The organism is Streptomyces sp. WAC 04229 (assembly GCF_003947455.1).
Lineage (GTDB): Bacteria > Actinomycetota > Actinomycetes > Streptomycetales > Streptomycetaceae > Streptomyces.
Window position 1 is genome coordinate 1 of the sequence record NZ_QHJH01000166.1, and the last position, 15,660, is coordinate 15,660.

Here is a 15,660-nt window from a genome sequence, read left to right on the forward strand (position 1 = left end):
GGTGCCATCCGTGCCCTGGGTGGGGGTGGCGTGGGTGGCGCGTGGCTGCGTCATGGGTGTGGCTCCCTTCAACGGGTGGCGGAGGGCTCGCCCGAGCGGTTCGTACGGGGTGACGCCGCCGCGGCCCGGCGCAGGAACGGGAGGGAGCGTTCGGCGAAGTGGGGTCCGGCGTGGGAGTGGCGGGGCAGTTCGACGACGGTCAGGCCCTGGTAGCCGGTGGCGGCGAGGGCGTCGAGGACGGGCGGGAAGTCGATCTCGCCGTCGCCGAAGGGGAGGTGTTCGTGGACGCCGCGGCGCATGTCCTCGATCTGGACGTGGCGCAGCCAGGGGGCGGCGGCGCGCACGCAGTCGGCGGGAGGGAGGGGTTCGAGGCACTGGCAGTGGCCGATGTCCAGGGTGAGGCCGAGGTGCTCGGGGTCGCCGAGGGTGCGGCGCAGGGTGTGGAAGTCGGCGAGTTCGGACAGGAGGTGGCCCGGTTCGGGCTCGACGGCGAGCGGGACGCCCGCGGTGGCGGCGGCCTCCAGGACCGGGGTGAGGGACTCGGCCAGCCGCTTCCACGCCGTGTCCTCGTCGGTGCCGGCCGGGGTGATGCCGCTGAAGCAGTGCACCGCGTGGGCCCCCAGGTCGGCGGCGACCCGGACGGCGCGGACCAGGAGGTCGGTGCGGCGGGCGCGGTCGTCGGGGTCGGGGTCGAGCAGGGAGGGCCCGTGCTTGCGGCGCGGGTCGAGCACGTAGCGGGCGCCCGTCTCCACCGTGACGCCCAGCCCTAGCGCGTCCAGCCGGCGGGCGACCCGGCGGGTGCGGTCCGCCAGGTCGTCGCCGAGGGGGTCGAGATGCATGTGGTCCAGCGTCAGGCCGACGCCGTCGTAGCCCAGGTCGGCGAGGAGGCCGAGGGCGTCGTCGAGCCGGAGGTCGGCGAGGCCGTTGGTGCCGTAGCCGAAGCGGAGGGGGGTCGACGGGTTGGTGTGCGGGGCGTGGCTCACGTGATGCTCACCTTCCTCATGGCGGCCCTCCTCGCGAACATCCGGCCGGCCGGGGCCAGGGCCGCGATCAGCAGGGACGTGGCGGGTGCCCCGGCGCGGGCGGCGAGGGCGGCCTGGAGAGGGATCGTGGCCCGGATGCCGCCGCCGACGGCGCGTTGGGTGAGCGGGGGTGAGGGGTTGAGCGTGGCGTGGAAGTAGGGGCGGGCCGCGGTGGCGGCGTACGCGGCGCCCAGGGCGGCGGTGAGGACGTCCCGGGCCTCCGGGGCGCCCGCGGCCCGCTTGGAGCCCGACAGGCCGGGGGCGGCTGCTGCCCGCCGGCCTGCCGGGAGTCGGGTGCGGCGGTGGCCGGCCACCAGCCGGGTCAGCGCCCCCGTCGTCGCCAGGGCCGCCGGCGGGGCCAGGACCGAACCGCCGGTGGTCTCCCGGCGGGAGACGGCCGTGACCGCGAGGGTGTGGCTGCCGAGCAGCGCGGCGGAGGGCAGCGCGGCGCGGGTCGCGCCGGAGGTGGCGGCCGCGCCCAGGAGCAGGTCCAGTCCGCGGGCGGCGGCCATGGCCGCGGGCCCGGCGGGTGTGTGCTTCAGGACGAGGTCGTAGGCCCACACGGACCCCGCGAGTGGCGCGGCCACCGTGAGGGCGGGGCGCCCGGCCGCGGCGGCGAGTGCGAGACCGGCACCGGTGAGTCCGCAGGCCGCGGCGAGGGCGGCCGCCGGACGGATCCGGCCGGACGGAATCGGGCGGTGCGGACGCTCCACGGCGTCCTCGGCCAGGTCCGCCCAGTCGTTCAGGGCCATGCCCGCCTCGTACAGGCACAGGGACGACCCGATGGCGAGCAGCGTACGGCGCCCGGGCCGCACCCCGGCCGCGGCGGCACCGGCCAGGGCGTCTCCGGGGACGGTGAACAGGGCGGGCAGCCGCAGCAGTTCGGCCCAGGCCCCGGCGCGGCCGGAGCGGGGACGTGGCCGGCGGGTCGCGTCACCGTCGGCGGGCGGCTTCGCGAGGTCGGCGCCCCGGCCATCGGCGTGCGGCGCGGCGGCGTCGACGCCATGGCCGTCCGCCGGCCCACCGGGTACGGCGAGCACCCGGGTGGAGGCGGGCGACCCGGATGCGTCCCGCGCCCTGGCACGGCTCATCGCCGCACCCCGTTGTCGCCGTCCCCGGCCGCGGCGTCCCCGTCGTCGCGCAACCGCCCCGCGAAGGCCCGCAGCTGCGCGTACTGCTCCGCCAGGGACGACGGGCCGTCGCCGACCGGGTCCTTGAAGTAGAAGCCCAGTTCGCCCAGGGGGCCGGAGAGACCCTTCTGCTGGGCGCGGGCGGCGAGGCGGGCCAGGTCGAGGACGAGCGGGGCGGCCAGCGCCGAGTCGCAGCCCTGCCAGGTGGTCTGGAGGACCATCCGGGCGCCGAGGAAGCCGTCGAAGGCGATGTGGTCCCAGGCGGTCTTCCAGTCGCCCAGCGCGGGCACGTCGTCGATGTGGACCTCGCCCTCGGGCGCGGCACCGAGCGTGTCGACGAGGACGCGTTCCTTGCCGGCGTTCTTGGCGGCGGCCGCCGCGGGGTCGGCGAGGGCCGCTCCGTCGCCGCCGCCGAGGAGGTTGGTGCCGGACCAGGCGCGTACGGCGAGGGCCCGCTGGAGGAACATCGGGCCGAGCACCGAACGGAGCAGGGTCTGCCCGGTCTTGCCGTCGCGGCCGGCGTACGGGAGCCCGGAGGACTCGGCGAGCGCGGCCAGCGCCGGGTGGTGCAGGCCGGTGGACGGGGTGAAGTTGACGTAGGGGCAGCCGGCGCGCAGCGCGGCCGCCGCGTACAGCGAGCTGGGCGGCAGGGTGTCGTCGGTGGGCGCCGGCTCGGTGGAGGCGACGTTGACGACGACGGCGCCCGCGAGGTCCTGGCGGCGCACGAAGTCGCGGATGTCGGACGCGAAGGCGTCGATCAGCGCTTCCTGGGTGGGCGCGGGGGCGCCCGGCAGCGGGCCGCCGGGCCGGATCTCCCGGTCGGCGGCGACGAGTTCGGCGTGCACCGCGGACGGCAGGCCGTGCGGCAGTACACCGCCGTCGGCGAGGTGCTCGGCGCGCTTGGGCAGCGGGCAGTCGAGGGTGTCGTGACCGCCGAAGACGAGCGAGGACAACGATGGCAGACCGCACGAGGTGAAGGGCGCGGTCTCGGTGACCATGCCGGTCGCCGGGTGGAGCCCGGCGGCGACGGCGGCGCAGCCCGCGATCGCGGTGGTGGCCACGGAGCCGCGTGCCCCGATGAGCCAGACGCCGAAACGCGGGGCCGTGGAGGGGGTGGGCAGGAACGGTTCGGCGGACATGGGCAGCCTCCTTGTCGTACGCGAACCGGATGTGAGCGCCGGAAGCGGGGGGCCGGGCGCGGGGCCCGGCGGGACGGCGGGCGGAGGTCCGGCGTCCTCCGCCCGCCGCCGTCTGATCGCCCTTAGGAGGGCAGTTCCTTGAGCTGGATGTTGCGGAAGGAGACCTGGTCGTCGGCGCCGTGGTTCTGGAGGCCGACGTACCCGTCGGTCAGGCTCCGCTCGGGGTCCTTGTTGGTGAAGTCGTTGATCTTGACTCCGTTGAGGAACACCTGGAGGCGTTCGCCCTGGACCTTGATCTCGTAGGAGTTCCACTGGCCGGGCGGCCGCAGAACCTGGTCACGGGCCTTGATGTTCGCCGATTTGAAGGAGTAGACGGACCCGGTGGTGCGGTCCGGCGCGTCCGTGGCGTCGATCTGGATCTCGTAGCCCTTGTTCACCGCGGACCAGGGGTCGTCGGAGGCGGGGAAGCCCACGAAGATCCCGGAGTTGTCGTCGCCCTGCATCTTCCAGTCGAGCTTGAGGGAGTACGACTTCAGCTCCTTGGCCTGGTACCAGAGCAGTCCCATGCCGCCGTTGGACTCCAGCGTGCCGTCCTTGACGTCGAACGTGCCGGGGCCGGCCTGCTTCCAGCCTTCCAGGGTCTGGCCGTTGAAGATGTCCCGGTAGTCCTTACTGGGCTTGCAGTCCGCCTTGACCTGGCCGGTGGCGTACTGCATGCCGCCGAGCAGGTGGCCGCGGAAGGCCTCGTCCGCGTAGGACTCCTTGGTGTGGCCGAGGCCGGTGTAGAAGGCCCGGCCGCCCTCGTAGGGCTGGCACCAGGCGATCGGGTGGTCGCCCTTCATGTTGCCGCCCTGGTAGGTGGTCTCGTCCAGGGTGGCGAGGACCTTGGCCTGCTCGCGCGGGTTGGTGCGGTAGTTGTACAGCTCGTCGGTGTGCTCCCAGGCGTCGTCCAGGTGCGCGGTGGACGGGTGGTCGTGGTCCTCGACGCGGACGGTGGCCTTCTGGATGGCCGGGTGCGAGTCGAAGTAGGCGCCGACCAGGCCGCCGTAGAACTCCCAGTCGTACTCGGTGTCGGCGGCGGCGTGGATGCCCAGGTAGCCGCCGCCGTTCTTGACGTAGTTCTCGAACGCCGTCTGCTGAGCGGCGTTGAGGACGTCACCGGTGGTGGACAGGAAGGCGACCGCGTCGTACTTGGCGAGGTTGGCGGTGGTGAACTGCCCGGCCTCCTCGGTCGCCGTGACGGAGATGCCGGCGGGGGCGCCGATCTCCTTCAGCGCGGCGATGCCCGCCGGGATGGAGTCGTGGCGGAAGCCGGCCGTCTTGGAGAAGACGAGGACCTTCTTGCCGGCCTTGAAGGGCTCGGTGGAGAACTCGAAGTCGTCCACGTCGTACAGCGCGCCCTCGCCGCCCCGGAAGACCAGGTACACGTCGGTGGTCTTCTTGGGCAGGGCCCGCAGCGGTACGTCGACGTTCTGGAAGGTCTCCCAGCTGCCCGTGGGCGGGACGTACGCCGAGCCGTGCAGCGGGCCCTCGGGTGAGCCGGTGCGCACCTCGAGGTAACCGCCGGCGCCGCCGGAGGAGGCGCGCACGGTCAGCTTCTTCTGGCCGTCGAACTTGTAGGGGCTGAAGGAGATCCAGTCGCCGTCCTCGATGTTGCCGACGGTCTTGCCGCCGTTGGCCCCGGTCTTGTCGACGACCGAGACGCCCGACTGGCCGGCGAAGTGCTCGGCCTGGCGGTGCGGCGGCTGGATGACGGTGCGGGCGGTGCCGGTCAGGGCCTCCTGGCCGTTGGCCCCGCCGTCGGTGTAGCTGGCGCCGACGACGCCGTAGATGTTGGCGTTGGGGTCGTGACCGCCGTCGCCGGGCGGCGGCTTGAGGGTGCCCTCACAGCCCATCTCACTGGTCAGCTCGTGGGCGTGGGAGTCGTGACCGAGGCTGTAGGCGACCTTGACCTTGGAGCAGTCGACGGTCTCCTCGGGGTCGGTGACCTTCACCTTGAACGGGATGGGCTCGCCCATCGGGAGCAGGGTGCCGTTGCCCGGGGTCTCGATGGTCACCGTGGGCGCGGTGTTGCCCACCACGACCCGCACGCTGGCGCTGCCCGTGTTGCCCTCGGGGTCCTTGGCGGTGAAGGTCGCGGTGTAGGTGCCGACCTTCTTGTACTTGTGGGTGGGGGTCAGGCCCTCGCCCTTCGTACCGTCGCCGAAGTCCCAGCTGTAGGTGAGGTCCGGGGAGTCGGCGTCCTTGGCGCTCGCGGTGAACTTGACCTTCAGTCCGGCAGCGCCGGACGTCTTGTCGGCGCTCACCTCGGCGATCGGGGAGAATCCGTCCGCGGCGTTCTCGATGCGGTAGAGCCCGGAGTTCTCGTCGCCCTGGAACCAGGAGAGGCCGTAGTCGAGGATGTAGAGCGCGCCGTCGGGGCCGAACTCCATGTCCATGATCTGGGTGCCGGTCCACGGGAAGTCGTTGATCTTCGCGACCGTGCCGTCGGCGTTCTGCTCGATCCGCTTGATCCAGCGGCGGCCGAACTCACCCGCGAAGAAGTCGCCGTCGTACTCCTCGGGGAACTTCACGCTGGACTCGAGGTCGGGGTCGTAGCGGTAGACCGGGCCGCCCATCGGGGACTCGGATCCGGTGCCGAACTCGGGCACGGAGGCGCCGTCGTACGGTATCCACGCGGCCTCGGCGGGCGGCAGGTCGGTGAGTCCGGTGTTGTGCCGGGACGTGTTCTTGGGCGCGGCGCAGTCGAACTTGGCTCCGGAGGTCCCGGTGGCGAAGTCGTAGTCGTTGTAGGCGTCGTTGTTGCCCGTGCAGTACGGCCAGCCGAAGTTGGCGGCCTTGGTGACCTTGGCGAACTCGACCTGTCCGGCCGGTCCGCGGTTCGGGTCGGCGGCGCCGGCGTCGGGGCCGTAGTCGCCGACGTAGACCGTTCCGGTCTTCTCGTCGACGTTCAGCCGGAACGGGTTGCGGAAGCCCATCGCGTAGATCTCGGGGCGGGTCTTCTCGGTGCCCGGGGCGAAGAGGTTGCCCTCCGGGACGGTGTACGAGCCGTCCTCGGCGACCTTGATCCGCAGGATCTTGCCGCGCAGGTCGTTGGTGTTGCCGGCGCTGCGGCGGGCGTCGAAGGCCGGGTTGCGGTCGGCCCGCTCGTCGATCGGCGTGAAGCCGTCGGAGGCGAAGGGGTTGGTGTCGTCACCGGTGGACAGGTAGAGGTTTCCCTCGGCGTCGAAGTCGATGTCGCCGCCGACGTGGCAGCAGGTGCCGCGGGAGGCCGCGACGTCCAGGACCTTCTTCTCGCTGGCCTGGTCGAGGGTGCCGTCGGGCTTGAGGACGAATCGGGAGAGGCGGTTGACGCCGTCGAACTTCGCGAAGTCCGCCGCGGTGCCGGTCTCCGGGGCGTCGCCCGCGGGGGTGTCGAGGGGCGGGGCGTAGTAGAGGTAGATCGCCCGGTTGTTCGCGAAGTCCGGGTCGATGCCGACGCCCTGGAGGCCCTCCTCGTCGTGGCTGTAGACGTCGAGTTTGCCGGCGACCTTGGTGACGCCGCCCTGGTCGGTCAGGCGCAGTGTGCCGTCGCGCGAGGTGTGCAGGACGCTGCGGTCCGGGAGCACGGCGAGCGACATCGGCTCGCCCATCTCGGGCTCGCCCTTGGCGAGCGGCACCTGCTGGAACTGTCCCTCGGCCGCCGGTTCGTCGTGCTCCGGGTGGCCGGGGTGGGCGCCGGCTACGGTCGCCGGGGCGCCCACGGCCAGCATCAGGCCGGTGAAGAGGGCGAGGGTGGTGCGGAGCCTGGGACGCCTCGTGGTCCTGGTGCTTTTGAGTCTGCTTCTGTGCACGAAGTCCCTCCGGGAACGGGTGGGCCGTACGGAACGGGTGCGATGACGTGCGATGCGGGCGCCGGGGTGCGCCGTCACCCCGGAGGCGTGGGTGTCCTGAACACTTCAGGGACGGTAACCGCGTTCGTCCGGGGCCAACACCCCTTGGGCCGGGACTTGTTTGAACTTTTTCCCAACTCAGGACAAAGCGGGATCCGGGCAGGCCGGACTGGGGGCCGGTGCTTTCACCGGCCCCCTTCCCGGCCTGCTGCCGGAAGCGTGGGTCAGCTGTTGAACGCGGCGTCGAAGGACGCGCTGGGCGGCTCGAAGTCGAAGGCCTTGAGGCGGGTGAGGGCCTCGGGGGCGCCCTGGAGCCGGTCCATTCCGGCGTCCTCCCACTCGACGGAGACGGGCCCCTGGTAGTCGATGGAGCGGAGCATGCGGAAGACGTCCTCCCAGGGCACGTCGCCGTGACCGGCCGAGACGAAGTCCCAGCCGCGGCGCGGGTCGCCCCAGGGCAGGTGGGAGCCGAGACGGCCGTTGCGGCCGTCGAGGCGTTTGCGGGCCTCCTTGCAGTCGACGTGGTAGATGCGGTCGCGGAAGTCCCACAGGAAGCCGACCGGGTCGAGGTCCTGCCAGACGAAGTGCGAGGGGTCGAAGTTCAGCCCGAAGGCGGGCCGGTGGCCGACCGCCTCCAGGGCGCGCTGCGTGGTCCAGTAGTCGTAGGCGATCTCGCTGGGGTGCACCTCGTGCGCGAACCGCACGCCCTCCGCGTCGAAGACGTCGAGGATCGGGTTCCAGCGGTCGGCGAAGTCCTGGTAGCCGCGTTCGATCATGGACTCGGGGGCCGGCGGGAACATGGCGACCAGGTGCCAGATGGCCGAGCCGGTGAAGCCGATGACGGTGTCGACGCCGAGGCGGGCGGCGGCCCGCGCCGTGTCCTTGATCTCGGCGGCGGCGCGCTGCCGCACCCCCTCGGCGTCCCCGTCGCCCCAGATGCGGGCGGGCAGGATGGCCTCGTGGCGTTCGTCGATGATGGCGTCGCAGACCGCCTGGCCGACCAGGTGGTTGGAGATCGCCCAGCACTTGAGGCCGTACTTGTCGAGCAGCTGGTGCCGGGATTCGACGTAGGAGGGGTCCGCCAGGGCCTTGTCGACCTCGAAGTGGTCTCCCCAGCAGGCGAGTTCGAGGCCGTCGTAGCCGAAGTCGCGGGCTAGGCGGCAGACCTCCTCCAGGGGCAGGTCCGCCCACTGACCGGTGAAGAGCGTGAAGTTGCGCGGCATGTCGCTGCCAGCCTCCTCAGGGGGCGATCGGGGTGTAGACGGAGTTCTTCTCGGCGCTCTCCTCCACCGCCGCGAGCACCCGCTGCACCTGGAGCCCGTCCGCGAAGGAGGGTTCGGGGCGGCGGCCCTCGGCGACGGCGTGGACGAGGTCGCGCGCCTGGTGCACGAAGGTGTGCTCGTAGCCGAGTCCGTGGCCCGGCGGCCACCAGGCGTCCAGGTAGGGATGCTCGGGCTCGGTGACGAGGATGCGGCGGAACCCGGCGTGCTCCCCGGGCTCGGTACCGTCGTGGTACGACAGCTCGTTGAGCCGTTCCAGGTCGAAGGCGAGCGAGCCGCGCTCGCCGTTGAGTTCGATGCGCAGGGAGTTCTTGCGGCCGGTGGCGTACCGGGTGGCCTCGAAGGAGACCAGGGCGCCGGAGGTGAGGCGGCCGGTGAACACGGCGGCGTCGTCGACGGTGACCTCGCCCATGGTGCCGTCCGCCGAGCCCGCGGTCAGGCCCCGGGCGGCGCCGGCGGCCAGCGGGCGCCGCCGTACGAAGGTCTCGGTGAGGGCGGAGACGCCCGCGATCCTCTCCCCCGTCAGGTACTGGGCGAGGTCGACGATGTGGGCGCCGAGGTCGCCGAGCGCCCCCGATCCGGCGAGTTCCTTGCGCAGCCGCCAGGTGAGCGGGGCCTGGGGGTCCACCAGCCAGTCCTGGAGGTAGGTCACCCGCACGTGCCGCAGCCGTCCGACGCGGCCCTCGGCGACCATCCGCCGGGCCAGCGCGGTGGCGGGCACCCGGCGGTAGTTGAAGCCGACCATGGCCAGCTGGCCGCGCGCGCCCGCCTCCTCGGCGACGCGCGTCATCTCCTCGGCCTCCTCGACGGTGTTGGCCAGCGGCTTCTCGCACAGCACGTGCTTGCCGGCGGCCAGCGCGGCCAGCGCGATCTCGGCGTGGCTGTCGCCGGGGGTGCAGACGTCGACGAGGTCGATGTCGTCCCGTTCGACCAGGGCCCGCCAGTCCGTCTCGGTGCTCTGCCAGCCGTGCCGGTCGGCCGCCGTGCGGACGGCGTCGGCGTCCCGCCCGCAGATCGCGGCCAGCACCGGGTTCAGCGGCAGGTCGAAGACCCGGCCGGCGGTGCGCCAGCCCTGGGAGTGGGCGGCGCCCATGAAGGCGTAGCCGACCATGCCGACGCGCAGGGGCGGTCTGTTCGCGGATGCCCCCGTAGCCCCGGTTCCGGTCCCGGCGGCTGCTGCCCCGGCCCCCTCGGGCTGCTGCGGCTGTCCCATGCGGATGTCCTCCTCGTCGTGGTGGCGCGGTGGGGGGTGCGACCCGCCCCGGGCGGCTGGTCAGGCCGCTGCCGGGGCGGAGTCCGTCACTTGAAGCCCGTGGACATGTACTGGTCGACGTTCTCCTTGTCGACGACGGCCGAGTAGCAGGTGACCGTCGAGGGGATCTCGAACTCGGCGAGCCCGCTGACGCCCTTGCCCTGGCCGAGCGCGCGGGCCAGGTCGATCGCGGAGGCCGCCATGGTCGGCGGGTAGAGCACCGTCGCCTTCAGCACGCCGCTGTCGGCCTTGATGGCCTGGAAGGCGGAGAGCGCGCCGGCGCCGCCGACCATCAGGAAGTCGTCGCGTCCGGCCTGCTCGATGGCGCGCAGGGCGCCCACGCCCTGGTCGTCGTCGTGGTTCCACAGGGCGTCGAAGCTCGACTGGGCCTGGAGCAGCTGCGCCATCTTGGACTGCCCGGACTCGACCGTGAACTCGGCGGCCTGGCGGGCCACCTTCTTGATGTTCGGGTAGTTCTTCAGGCCGTCGTCGAAGCCCTGGGTGCGCTGCTGGGTCAGTTCGAGGTTGTCGATGCCGGCCAGCTCGATGACCTTGGCGTCCGGCTTGTCCTTCAGCTTCTCGCCGATGTAGTGGGCGGCGTTGAGTCCCATGCCGTAGTTGTCGCCGCCGACCCAGCAGCGGTAGGCCTGGGGGCTGTTGAAGATGCGGTCGAGGTTGACCACCGGGATGCCGGCGCGCATCGCCTTGAGGCCGATCTGGGTGAGGGCCTTGCCGTCCGCGGGCAGGATGACCAGGACGTCGACCTTCTTGTTGATGAGGGTCTCGATCTGGCCGATCTGCTGGGCGGTGTCGTTGGACCCCTCGGTGACCTCGAGGGTGACGTCCGAGTACTTCTTGGCGCGGTTCTGCGCCTGGTCGTTGACGGCGTTGAGCCAGCCGTGGTCGGCCTGCGGACCCGCGTAGCCGATGGTGACCTGCTTGCCGGGCTTGTCGTCGGCGGCCGGCTGCGTGTCCGCCGCCTTGTCGCCGCCGTCGTCGGGGTCGTTGCTCGTGCACCCCGTGAGGACGGCACCGGCGGACACGGCGGCGGCTCCGAAGAGCAGCCCTCTGCGACTCGTGAGCTTCGTCATGACGGTGAACCCTTTCCTCAATGCGTGCTTGCGGTACGGCGCTGGACCAGCACGGCGGCGACGATGATCGCGCCCTTGGCGATCTGCTGCACGTCGGTCTGCAGGTTGTTCAGGGCGAAGATGTTCGTGATCGTGGTGAAGATCAGGACGCCGAGCACGGAGCCGATGATGGTTCCGCGGCCGCCGCTGAGCAGCGTGCCGCCGATGATCGCGGCGGCGATGGCGTCGAGTTCGTAGAGGTTGCCGTTGGTGTTCTGGCCGGAGCCGGCCAGGGCGATCAGCAGGAAGGCGGCGATGCCGCAGCACAGCCCGGAGAGCAGGTAGATGTAGAGCCGCTGGCGGCGGACGTCGATGCCGGCCAGCCGGGCGGCCTCCGGGTTGCCGCCGACGGCGACGGTGCGGCGCCCGAAGGTGGTCCGGTTGAGCACCAGCCAGCCGATGACGGTGACGGCCGCGAAGACCAGGACCAGCGGCGGGACGCCCAGCACGTAGGAGTCCCGCTCGGCGAGGTCGAGGACGCCCGGCACCGTGACCACCTGGGTGCGCCCGTCGGTGATCTGCAGCGCGAGGCCGCGGGCCGAGGCGAGCATGGCCAGGGTGGCGATGAACGGGACCATCGTGCCGTACGCGATGAGCACGCCGTTGACCAGGCCGCAGCCGACTCCGACGATGATCGCGGTGAAGAGGATGCCGGCGAAGCCGAAGTCCTGGGTGGCGACGGTGGTCGCCCACACCGAGGACAGGGCGACGATGGCGCCCACGGAGAGGTCGATGCCCCCGGACATGATCACGAAGGTCATGCCGACGGTGACGACACCGATGACGGACGCCTGGGTGAGCACCAGTTGGAGGTTGCGGGTGTCGAGGAACGAGTCGGGCTGGGTGATGCCGCCGATGAGGACCAGGACGGCGAGCACGCCGAGCAGGCTGAGGGTGCGGACGTCGGCGCCGGCCGTCAGGTTCTTCCAGGCGGGCCGGGTGTCCACCGGTGCCGCCTTGCCGGTGCCGTCCCGCGGCGGGGACACGTGCTGCGTCATGACGCCGGGCTTCCTTCCATCACGAGGTCGAGTACGCGGTGTTCGTCGAGTTCGCGGGCGGGGGCCTCGTGCACGACGCTCCCCTCGCGCAGTACCAGCACCCGGTCGGCCAGGCCCAGCACCTCGGGGACCTCGCTGGAGACCAGCAGGACGGCGAGGCCCTCGTCGGCGAGGCGCCGGATGACGGCGTACAGCTCCGCGCGGGCGCCCACGTCGACGCCGCGGGTGGGTTCGTCGAGCAGCAGGACCCGGCAGCCGCGCAGCAGCCAGCGGGCCAGGACCGCCTTCTGCTGGTTGCCGCCGGAGAGGGTGCGCACCGGGGCGGTGGGGTTGTCGGGCCGCAGCGACAGTTCGCGGGTCGCGGCGCGGGCCGCCTTCAGTTCGGCGCCGCGGTCGATCCAGCCGCCGCGCGAGAAGCGGGACATGGCGGAGACCGACACGTTGCGGGTGACGGACTCCAGCATCAGCAGGGCCTGCGCCTTGCGCTCCTCGGGGGCGAGTCCGAGTCCGGCGCGGACCGCGGCGCGCACGCTGCCCGGCCGCAGCGGCCGTCCGTCGACGAGGACCTGTCCGGCGTTCGGCTTGCGGGCGCCGTAGACCGTCTCCAGGATCTCGGAGCGGCCGGAGCCGACGAGTCCGGCGAGGCCGACGATCTCGCCGGGCCGTACCTCCAGGTCGAGCGGGGCGAACTCGCCGTGCCGGGTCAGTCCGCGGACGCTCAGCACCGGCTCACCGGTGCCGGGGGCGGCGGGTCGCTCCGGGAAGACGTACTCGACGTTGCGTCCCGTCATCAGCGCCACCACCTCGCGGGTGGGCGTCTCCTTGGCGGGCAGCCCGCCGGCCACCGCCCGGCCGTCCTTGAGGACGGTGACCCGGTCGCCGATGCGGCGGATCTCCTCCAGGCGGTGCGAGATGTAGACGACGGCGACGCCGTCCGCGGTGAGGTCGGCGACGATGCGGAAGAGGTTGTCGACCTCGTCCGGGTCGAGCGCGGCGGACGGCTCGTCCATCACGATGAGCCGTACGTCGTGCGAGAGCGCCCGTGCCATGGACACGATCTGCTGCTGGGCCGCGGAGAGGTCCCCGACCAGCCGGCCCGGGTCGACCTCGGGGTGTCCGAGCCGCTTCAGCAGCCGGGCCGTCGAGGTCTTCGCTGCCTTTCCGCGCACGACGAAGCCGACGCTGGTCGGCTCATGGCCGAGGTGGACGTTCTCGGCCACCGACAGGTGTTCCACCAGGTCGAGTTCCTGGTAGATGGTGGCGATGCCGAGGCGCATGGCCGCGATGGGCGAGCGCAGGGTGACGTCCTCGCCGCGCCAGCGGATGGTGCCGGTGTCGGGCTGGTGGGCGCCGGCCAGCACCTTGATGAGGGTGGACTTCCCGGCGCCGTTCTGGCCGAGCAGGCAGTGCACCTCGCCGGCCTGGACGTCGAGGTCGACGCCGTCCAGGGCCCGGACTCCGGGGAACGACTTGGTGATGCCGGACATGCTGAGCAGCGGTGGTTCTGGTGCCATGTGAGGTCCCCTCGGCGGGCATGCGGGCCGGTGTCAGGGCAGAGCGGAGCAGGGCAGGGCAGAGCGCTGTACTGGTGGAGCGTGGCTGAGGTACCGAACGGTGCCTACGCGGGTGAGAACAGGTGGTCGCTGATCAGGCGGGCCGCGCCGATGACTCCGGCGGTGGGACCCAACTCCCCTAGAACGATGGGAAGGTTGCCGGTCGCCAGCGGCAGCGACTGGCGGTAGACCTGGGTGCGGATCGCGGCGAGCAGGTTGTGGCCGAGGCCGGTCACCCCGCCGCCGATCACCACCAGGCCCGGATTGAAGAAGCTGACCAGGCCCGCGATGACCTGGCCCGTGCTGCGGCCGCCCTCGCGGATCAGGTCGAGTGCGGTGGCGTCGCCCGCGGCGGCCGCGGCGGCGACGTCGGCGGCGCTGAGGACGCCGTTCGCCTCCAGCCGGTTCGCGAGTTCGGCCGAACCACCCTGTTCGGCGGCCTCCATGGCGTCGCGGGCCAGCGCCGCGCCGCTGAAGTGGGCCTCCAGGCACCCGCGGTTGCCGCAGGCGCACTGGCGTCCGTCGGGCACGGCCTGGATGTGCCCGATGTCGCCCGCGCTGCCCGTGGTCCCCCGGTACACCTCACCGCCGACGACAATGCCGCAGCCGATGCCGGTACCGATCTTGACGACGAGGAAGTCGTGCACGGTGCGGGCGACGCCCGCGTGCTGCTCCCCCAGTGCCATCAGGTTGACGTCGTTGTCGACCATGACCGGGCAGCCGAGGTCCTGGCTGAGCGCCTCCCGCACGGGGAAGCCGTCCCAGCCCGGCATGATCGGCGGAGCCACCGGCACGCCCTCGGGGAAGCGGACCGGCCCCGGGACGCCGATGCCGGCGCCGTCGAAGCCCTCCGCGAGTCCCGAGGCCCGCAGTTTGGCGGCCATGGACAGCACCTGCTCGAAGACCGCGACGGGTCCCTCGCGTACGTCCATGGGCTGGTTGATGTGGCCGAGGATCTCCAGCTCGGCGTTGGTGACGGCGACGTCGACCGAGGTCGCGCCGATGTCGACGCCGAGGAAGCGCAGTTCCGGGTTGAGCCGGACGTTGTGGCTGCGGCGCCCGCCGCGCGAGGCGGCGAGTCCGTCGGCCACGACCAGCCCCGTCTCCAGCAGCCGGTCCACCTCCACGGCCAGCTTGGACCGCGAGAGGTCGACCTGGTCGCCCAGCTGGGCGCGGGAGTTGGGCCCGCCGTCGCGCAACAGCTGGAGCAGTCGCGCCTGGTGGGTGTTGGCGGGTCGTGCGGTCATGCGTCTCACGAGCCCCTCCCCGCCTCAATCGGCCTTGAGTGTGCCGGATTCCGGCCACGTTCCGTGGCCTGCTTTCGGAGGGAACGTAGCAGTGGGCGCCGGGTGTGGGAAGAAGTCACGCACGAATTACTGCGAACTTTCTCCACTGAGTGGACAAAGGCCCGGGTGGCGTCGGCCGTACGCGGGCACGACGAAGCCGCCCGGCCTGTCCGCCGGGCGGCTGCCGCACAGGCTCCGACCTCAGGATTCTCCGCGCGCGTGGTACGAACGACGGGTGTGTTCGGTGTGCTCGCGCATCAGCCGGGTCGCCGTCTGCTCGTCCCGGTCGGCGATGGCGGCGATCAGCCCGCGGTGCTCGATCCAGGACTGCCGGCCGCGCTGCCGGGCGATCGGCGTGTAGTACCAGCGGACCCGGCGGTCGACCTGGGCGGCCAGTTCGCCGAGGACGGCGTTGCTCGCCAGGTCCATGATCTTCGCGTGGAAGCGGGCGTTGAGGACGACGGCGGCGTCCACGTCGTCGGCGGCGACGGCCCGCTCCCCCTCGTCGCACAGCTCCTCCAGCGCGGTCACGCCCGCCCGCCCGGCGTTGGCCGCGGCGAGCCGGGCCGCCTCGGCCTCCAGGAGTGTGCGGACCGTCAGGAGCTGGTCCGCCTCCTCCTCGGTCGGCTCGTGCACGAACGCGCCCTGCGCCGGGCGCAGATCGACCCAGCCCTCGGTGTTGAGCCGCTGCAGGGCCTCCCGCACCGGCTGCCTCGACACCCCCAGGTGACCGGCGAGTTCGCTCTCGACGAGGTGCTGGCCGGGCCGGAGGGCGCGGGTGGTGATGAGTTCGAGCAGCGCCTCGTAGACGCGGTCGCGCAGCGGGCCGGGGCGTTCGAGCCTGGGCACCGAGCCCTGCGGCAGTCCTGCGGACAACATCGGTCCCCCTCGAAAGCCGGCACACTACCCCGTACGGGGAAGTATCGATTGTCTTTCGTCTACAGTCTACGGCGCGCAGCGGGCGGGGAGCCGGGGTGTAGGCCACGTCACATCACGGG

The 15,660-nt window shown here is 72.2% G+C and carries 11 protein-coding genes; all 11 read right to left on the minus strand.

Features of this window, described 5'->3' with window-relative positions:
* Nucleotides 1-68: 68 nt before the first annotated feature.
* The 11 genes from DMH12_RS29980 to DMH12_RS30030 all read right to left on the minus strand — a co-directional run bounded on the left by DMH12_RS29980 (nucleotide 69) and on the right by DMH12_RS30030 (nucleotide 15,541).
* A complete protein-coding gene (locus DMH12_RS29980; RefSeq protein ID WP_125494566.1) occupies nucleotides 69-983 on the minus strand; it encodes a sugar phosphate isomerase/epimerase in 915 nt (304 codons plus the stop codon).
* Complete coding sequence (locus DMH12_RS29985; RefSeq protein WP_125494567.1) at nucleotides 980-2,113, minus strand: SCO3242 family prenyltransferase; 1,134 nt, start codon at nucleotides 2,111-2,113, stop codon at nucleotides 980-982. Before DMH12_RS29985 ends, DMH12_RS29980 begins: the two co-directional genes overlap by 4 nt.
* Nucleotides 2,110-3,291: an inositol-3-phosphate synthase gene (locus DMH12_RS29990; RefSeq protein WP_125494568.1), complete on the minus strand. Its 1,182-nt coding sequence runs from the start codon at nucleotides 3,289-3,291 to the stop codon at nucleotides 2,110-2,112. The genes DMH12_RS29985 and DMH12_RS29990 overlap by 4 nt, the downstream gene beginning before the upstream one ends.
* Nucleotides 3,292-3,413: 122 nt before the next feature.
* Complete coding sequence (locus DMH12_RS29995; protein WP_125494569.1) at nucleotides 3,414-7,124, minus strand: ThuA domain-containing protein; 3,711 nt, start codon at nucleotides 7,122-7,124, stop codon at nucleotides 3,414-3,416.
* A gap of 263 nt (nucleotides 7,125-7,387) precedes the next feature.
* A complete protein-coding gene (locus DMH12_RS30000) occupies nucleotides 7,388-8,386 on the minus strand; it encodes a sugar phosphate isomerase/epimerase (RefSeq protein WP_125494570.1) in 999 nt (332 codons plus the stop codon).
* 16 nt (nucleotides 8,387-8,402) lie between these two features.
* Nucleotides 8,403-9,656: a Gfo/Idh/MocA family protein gene (locus tag DMH12_RS30005; protein WP_125494571.1), complete on the minus strand. Its 1,254-nt coding sequence runs from the start codon at nucleotides 9,654-9,656 to the stop codon at nucleotides 8,403-8,405.
* Between the two features lie 86 nt (nucleotides 9,657-9,742).
* Nucleotides 9,743-10,786, minus strand: coding sequence for a substrate-binding domain-containing protein (locus DMH12_RS30010; protein WP_122619007.1), 1,044 nt, complete (start codon nucleotides 10,784-10,786; stop codon nucleotides 9,743-9,745).
* A gap of 17 nt (nucleotides 10,787-10,803) precedes the next feature.
* Nucleotides 10,804-11,823: an ABC transporter permease gene (locus tag DMH12_RS30015; protein ID WP_122619006.1), complete on the minus strand. Its 1,020-nt coding sequence runs from the start codon at nucleotides 11,821-11,823 to the stop codon at nucleotides 10,804-10,806.
* Nucleotides 11,820-13,337, minus strand: coding sequence for a sugar ABC transporter ATP-binding protein (locus tag DMH12_RS30020; protein WP_125494572.1), 1,518 nt, complete (start codon nucleotides 13,335-13,337; stop codon nucleotides 11,820-11,822). The genes DMH12_RS30015 and DMH12_RS30020 overlap by 4 nt, the downstream gene beginning before the upstream one ends.
* Before the next feature lie 104 nt (nucleotides 13,338-13,441).
* The gene (locus DMH12_RS30025; protein ID WP_122619004.1) at nucleotides 13,442-14,623 is read right to left on the minus strand and encodes an ROK family transcriptional regulator; all 1,182 of its coding nucleotides are present in this window, start codon (nucleotides 14,621-14,623) and stop codon (nucleotides 13,442-13,444) included.
* A 240-nt stretch (nucleotides 14,624-14,863) separates the two neighbouring features.
* Complete coding sequence (locus tag DMH12_RS30030; RefSeq protein WP_125494573.1) at nucleotides 14,864-15,541, minus strand: GntR family transcriptional regulator; 678 nt, start codon at nucleotides 15,539-15,541, stop codon at nucleotides 14,864-14,866.
* Nucleotides 15,542-15,660: the final 119 nt, after the last annotated feature.

Bases quoted from the DNA above. Each gene is read 5' to 3' on its own strand.
- DMH12_RS29990 (WP_125494568.1), bottom strand. From the start codon at position 3,291: ATGTCCGCCGAACCGTTCCTGCCCACCCCCTCCACGGCCCCGCGTTTC.
- DMH12_RS30005 (WP_125494571.1), bottom strand. From the start codon at position 9,656: ATGGGACAGCCGCAGCAGCCCGAGGGGGCCGGGGCAGCAGCCGCCGGG.
- DMH12_RS30030 (WP_125494573.1), bottom strand. From the start codon at position 15,541: ATGTTGTCCGCAGGACTGCCGCAGGGCTCGGTGCCCAGGCTCGAACGC.
- DMH12_RS30015 (WP_122619006.1), bottom strand. From the start codon at position 11,823: ATGACGCAGCACGTGTCCCCGCCGCGGGACGGCACCGGCAAGGCGGCA.
- DMH12_RS30000 (WP_125494570.1), bottom strand. From the start codon at position 8,386: ATGCCGCGCAACTTCACGCTCTTCACCGGTCAGTGGGCGGACCTGCCC.
- DMH12_RS30025 (WP_122619004.1), bottom strand. From the start codon at position 14,623: ATGACCGCACGACCCGCCAACACCCACCAGGCGCGACTGCTCCAGCTG.
- DMH12_RS30010 (WP_122619007.1), bottom strand. From the start codon at position 10,786: ATGACGAAGCTCACGAGTCGCAGAGGGCTGCTCTTCGGAGCCGCCGCC.
- DMH12_RS29985 (WP_125494567.1), bottom strand. From the start codon at position 2,113: ATGAGCCGTGCCAGGGCGCGGGACGCATCCGGGTCGCCCGCCTCCACC.
- DMH12_RS30020 (WP_125494572.1), bottom strand. From the start codon at position 13,337: ATGGCACCAGAACCACCGCTGCTCAGCATGTCCGGCATCACCAAGTCG.